Genomic DNA, 6,056 nt, shown 5'->3' on the forward strand with positions numbered 1-6,056 from the left:
ATGGGGCGCTACTTTAGTAATCTTCGGCATGAATTGTACAAGGTAGTTGAACTTGTACAATAGTTTCTTTATTAGGCTCACTATAAATTTTAAATTTACCGTTATGTAACTCTGTCATGCGTTTGGCAATTATTAATCCTAAACCCATTCCTTGCTGTTCGTATATTTGGCGTTCGAACTGTTTATAAGCACCTAAATTTCTGATTTGTTCACTTGTCATTCCTCGCCCATAATCGATAAATGACAAATTAAATGTAGAGTTTTTTAACTCACTAATGACCCGTACAATTCGATCTGCAGGAGAAAACTTGAAAGCATTATCAAGAAGTTCTTCAATTACGACCAATAATCTAGTTGAACAAATTTTTACCTCACATGACACTGGTGGATTTAATTGTAAATCTACTTTTCTTTTTTCATATTTTGCTTTCTCCAATATCAATTTATTTAAACTTAAGTTGGGGAACTGAGTGAGATTATTTTGCAACGATTTAATCCGTGTCGGATCGTTGTAAATCATCTCTAATTCTGTATACAGTAAAAATTTTTGAATTAACTTGAATAAACGTTGACCGGACTGGTTTATCCCTTGGGCCATTTCCTGAATTTCTTCAACGCTAAGAAATTCAGCTTCTTGCCTCAAAATTTCAGAGAAGCCAAGGATTCCATTTAATGGAGTGCGCATCTCATGGGGTAAAGATAACGCTATATTATTACGTAACTCATCTAATTGTTTTTGGGAATATTTATCAATTGCTATTTGCTTTTTGAATTTAGATGCAACTGCTCTAAGTAATTCTTTACAAGTAAAAGGTTTAGTTAAATAATCATCTGCACCTAGCTCCATACCCTGACGAAAATCTGAACTCGAAGCTTTTGCAGTCAGAAAAATAAAAGGTATGGTTGATAATGGAGGATTTTGGCGTAATTTTTCCAGTACTCCATAGCCATCTAATTCTGGCATCATGACATCACAAATAACTAGATCGGGAACTTCTGACTCTGCGACCTGTAAGCCAGCCATACCATTTTCTGCAACTACTACTTTGAAATCTTCCAAAGTTAGTAATTCAGCAATATTTTGTCGTAGATTTTCTTCATCTTCTATAACTAAAATTTTCTTCATCATCTCTACACTTATTGCGAACAGTAAATTTGTTGCTTAAGTGGGCAAATATTTGGGATTGATTAATAAATCTTCAAATTCAGTAGCTGCTATTGCAGGACTGAATAGAAAACCTTGAATAGCATCACATTTATTTTGACGTAAGAAATTTAATTCCGCCTCCGTCTCTACACCTTTAGCGATTACCTTAATATCTAAATTATGGGCTATTTGAATTAGTCCCTTTGTAATTGCCGACTTTTCCGGTTCATTAGCAATATTATGAATAAAATAGCGATCTATTTTTAAAGTATCAATAGGGAAATCTTTGAGATACACTAAAGAAGAATTTCCTGTGCCGAAATCATCAATAGCAATCTTGACACCTAAAGATTGTAATTTTCCCATTGTGTAAACTGCTGCATGAAAATCGCTCATAATTGTATTTTCAGTGATTTCTAACTCCAGACAATTTGCCGGGATATCAAATTCAGCAAGAATTCTCGATATTTTATCGGAAAAATTAGCTTGGGTAAATTGAGAATTTGACACATTTACAGAGAATAACAAAGAGGAGAAGTTGGCTTCATCCCAAATTTTTGCTTGTTTGCATACATTTTCTAATATCCATTCACCAATGGGAATAATTAAACCTGTAGATTCAGCTAAAGGAATTAATTCTGCCGGAGAAACCATTCCTAATTCTGGACTAATCCATCTCACTAAGCTTTCAGCAGCAATAATTTTACCGGAGATTATATCGACTATAGGTTGATAATAAGTCTGGAATTCATGTCGCTGTCCGGCTTCAATTGCACGGCGCAAACTAGATTTAATAAGTAATATTTCTGGAGAAAAATTACTGATATCAGAATAGTTATTGGATAAATAATTTTTCATTTTAATTTGTTTATCCAAACGGCTACTAATAGCACTTAATAATTCTGCACGAGTAAATGGTTTAGTTAAATAATCATCGGCTCCCAAATCCATTCCTTTACGAACATCTGTCCGAGTAGATTTAGCTGTAAGAAAAATAAAGGGAATTGTCGCAGTTAGAATTTCCTGACGCAATCTTTCTAACACACCATAGCCATCAACTTCTGGCATCATTAGATCGCATAAAATAATATCAGGAATTTGGGAAATAGCTAAATCAATCCCAACTTTACCGTTAGCAGCAGTAATAGTTTCAAAACCTTCAGCTTCTAATAAGTCTGAAATATTCTCGCGTACAGATATTTCATCTTCAATTAATAAAACTTTAGTCGACATATAACTATTATTATAATTAACTATCTGTGGCCATGTTCAACGGTAGTTTTACGGTAAAAACACTCCCATTACCCACTTCACTTGTTACATTTATATCTCCTTGACAAATATCGATACATTTTTTGACAATTGACAATCCTAATCCTGTACCTTGAATATTATCTACATTACTTGCACGATTAAATGACTGGAATAAATGTGGTAAATATTCTTCAGGAATACCTATACCCTGGTCTTTTATAGTAAAAATAGCCTGGTGATTCTGAATGGCTATCATAAAATTAATAGGCTGCATATCTGGAGAATACTTAATTGCATTGGACAATAAATTATTCAATATATGTCTGAGTAAATTTGCATCCATATACACTTCAATTGATTTATACTCGCAGTCAAAAAGTATTTTTGTGTGAGGCTGATTTATCTGTAAATCTTCAACTAGAGAAAAACAGTATTTTACTAACTCAAAATATGTTGGTTTGCACTGTAATTTTCCCGCTTCTGCTTTCTCTAAATTTAAAACATCCTCCAATAAATGAGTCATATGCTTAACTGCAGTTTGAATTTTTCTTAAGTACTTAAATCTATTTTCTTTATTCCATTTATGACCATAATTTTCTAATAGTTCAGAAGATGAAAGAATAGTTGTTAATGGTGTACGAAATTCATGAGATGTTGTACTTACAAAGCGGGATTTGAGTTCGTTTAGCTCCTTTTCTTTTTCTAAAGCCTCTCTTAATTGTTGTTCTAGTTTTTTATAGTCTGTAATATCTGTTTGGACAACAATAAAATTAGTTAATATACCATCGTGACTATATACAGGGGAAATGCTTAATTCATTCCAATATTCACTATTATCTTTACGGTAATTACAAATAATAGTGCTACAAAAATTATTTATTTGTTCTTCTGGAAATAATTTATTTACTTCCAAATCATTATTAATATAGAAATCTCTAGTTTGTCCAATTGCTTCTGATATTGAATAACCTGTGATGTTTTCAAATGCTGAATTGACATACATTATTGGATTATTAGGAATAGTTGCATCACTAATTAAAACTCCATTGTTACTAGCTGCTATTGCTCGTTCTCGTAGTCTTAATTCTGTTTCAGTTCGCAGACGTTGAGTAATATCGGTATTGATATTAACTGTTCCAATTGATTCCCCTGTAAAATTTTTTATTGCATCAGTTCTTAATTCAATATCAAGAATGCGACCACTTTTACTTCGCATCTTCACTGCACCACGCCAAGATTTACCTATGTGAATTTTGGCGGATACTTTACGGTAATCAGAATGACTAGCATAAATTGCAGCTAAGTTCCCTGCAGTATTTAGTTCTTCGGTGGTGTATTCAAATAATTCTTTGAAAGCGCGGTTAAGGTGAATAATATTACCTTGAGAATCAGTCATGCAGATTGCATCACTAGCACATTCAATTGCTTTACGAAAGCCAAGTAATGTTTCTTCAGATTGTTTGCGTTCGGTAATATCTTCTACAGTTCCAAGAATACCAACTACATTACCTTGAGCATCATGAAGCGGAACCTTATTTGTTTCAACCCAAACTTGTTTACCATCAAATTGATGTTGAGTTTCAATTATATGATATTGTGGCTGATTAGTCGCCATAACCTTGAAATCCCATTCGCGTGAGGATTCAGAATATTCTTTACTCCAGCACAAGTCATAGTCTGTCTTCCCAACTATCAATTGGGGATTATCAAAGCCCGCATTGTAAGCAAAATTGCGATTGCACCCAAGATATGTCGAATCCCGATCTTTCCAAAAAATACCTTGGGGGATATTATCCATCACCAAGCGTAACATTTGTTGAGACTGACGTAGTTCTTCTTCAATTTTCAGTCGCTCTTGTATCTCATCCATCAATTGATGATTCGTTTGCTTTAAGATTTTGGTGCGCTCAGATACCCGTCTTTCCAAATCTGCATTCGTTTCTTGAAGAATGTTTTGTGCTTGCTTGCGTTCAGTAATATCTTCAGAAATACCTGTAAGACGATAAACTTCTCCTACATTATTTTTGAGGGGAAAAGCGCGCGTCCATATCCAGCGCACCTCACCATCAGGACGAATTATTCGATATTCTTCGTTATAATTCCCATCTAAACTAGTAGTTATTTTTGCACTTAAGCGCTCTCTATCTTCTGGATGAATTGCATCGATCAATTCCTCGGGATTTTCATAAAGATGATCGCGCTTGCGTCCAAATATTTTTTCATATGCAGGATTAATATAAATAATTTTATCTTGTTTGACATCGCGTACAAATAAAACTTGATGAATGTTTTCTACTAGTTGTTGAAATAGTTGTACGCTTGACCAGAGATTATCTTCAATTAGTTTATGGGATGTAATATCTCTTTGAATATTTACAAAATGTGTAATTTCTCCATTTTGGTCCACGATCGGAAAAATATCCGCCTCAACCCAATATTTACTCCCATTTTTGTGATGATTGATAAATTCAGTTGTAACGCGTAAACCGCTTTGGATAGTAGTATAAATTAATTCATAGACAGAATTATCTGTTAATTCGCTTTGGAGAATGGATGGTGTTTTTCCCAAAATTTCCCAGTAGGACCAACCACTCATATCGGTAAAAGCTTGATTAACGTAGACTATACAAGAATTAAAAGGAGTATCGAGAGAATTAGCCTCTGTTATGACTACAGCATCTTTACTATTTGTAACGACTGACTCCAATAAACTCAATAGTTTGTATTGTTGTCGATATTTTTCTCCATCATCTTTTGCTAGTAATGCTTGGTAAATTTTTTCTAATGTAATATTTCCTAGTAAATTACCTTGCCTATCCAGTATTGGTAGTATTCTTAAGTGATATTGTTCAAACAGCAAGAATAAACTTTGTGGGAAAATAAAATCTTCTATTTGAGATTCTGTGAGAGTAAACACTGAATTTCTCATGAACTCAGAAATTTTTGCGTGGGCAAAATTAACTCCCGTACTTACCAGGCGTACTACATCTTGCTCGGAAAATAAGCCAATTACTTGCTGTTCCCTAACTACTAAAACATCATTTATTGTTTTCCCTTCTTTGTTCATCAACTTAATGACATCCAGCACTAAAGTATCTTCCGTAACACTAATTGGATAACGGTCGATAATAGTGTCAAAAAATTCTGAAGCTAGAGTTTCAGCAAGTGGACGCATAAAATTATGAAAGAGCAAAATGAAACAAAAGCAGAGTTTGAGAACTCAAGAAAAAACTACTCTCTCAATATGTGTAAACTTTTAAGACTATGAATGACTAGGGTGTAAATTCGGAAAATTGTCTTTGAAGCAAAAATCCTTTGCTTATAACCTTTTTTTGCTGTTCTTCAATAGCCAAATTTAGGATAAAAACGCACGCAAAAAATCACCCCCCATTACTGGAGAGTGATTTTCTACATTAAGTAATTAATTACGCTGTAATTATCTACTTAACTGACTATTCAATTTATTAACCGTTGATTGCGGGAGCGCTTACTGCTACAGGAGCTACCTCACCTGCAGCCAAGTCTAAGGGGAAGTTGTGAGCGTTGCGCTCGTGCATTACTTCCATACCCAAGTTGGCACGGTTGATGATGTCTGCCCAGGTGTTGATTACACGACCGCTAGAGTCGATTACAGACTGGTTGAAGTTGAAACCAT

At 34.1% G+C, this 6,056-nt stretch carries 3 protein-coding genes and 1 pseudogene; all 4 read right to left on the reverse strand.

The genetic code is table 11. The features are described from left to right. Positions 1-13: 13 nt before the first annotated feature. Positions 14-1,129, reverse strand: a complete 1,116-nt coding sequence (locus BC008_RS07840) for a hybrid sensor histidine kinase/response regulator (RefSeq protein WP_235595819.1) — start codon at positions 1,127-1,129, stop codon at positions 14-16. Between the two features lie 33 nt (positions 1,130-1,162). After that, a complete protein-coding gene (locus tag BC008_RS07845; protein ID WP_036265428.1) occupies positions 1,163-2,380 on the reverse strand; it encodes an EAL domain-containing response regulator in 1,218 nt (405 codons plus the stop codon). A gap of 16 nt (positions 2,381-2,396) precedes the next feature. After that, on the reverse strand, positions 2,397-5,576 hold the full coding sequence (locus tag BC008_RS07850) for a PAS domain S-box protein (protein ID WP_036265430.1): 3,180 nt from the start codon (positions 5,574-5,576) through the stop codon (positions 2,397-2,399). A gap of 289 nt (positions 5,577-5,865) precedes the next feature. Then, positions 5,866-6,056: pseudogene (locus BC008_RS07855) on the reverse strand (photosystem II q(b) protein); the annotation flags it as partial.

The organism is Mastigocoleus testarum BC008, from assembly GCF_001456025.1.
GTDB lineage: Bacteria > Cyanobacteriota > Cyanobacteriia > Cyanobacteriales > Nostocaceae > Mastigocoleus > Mastigocoleus testarum.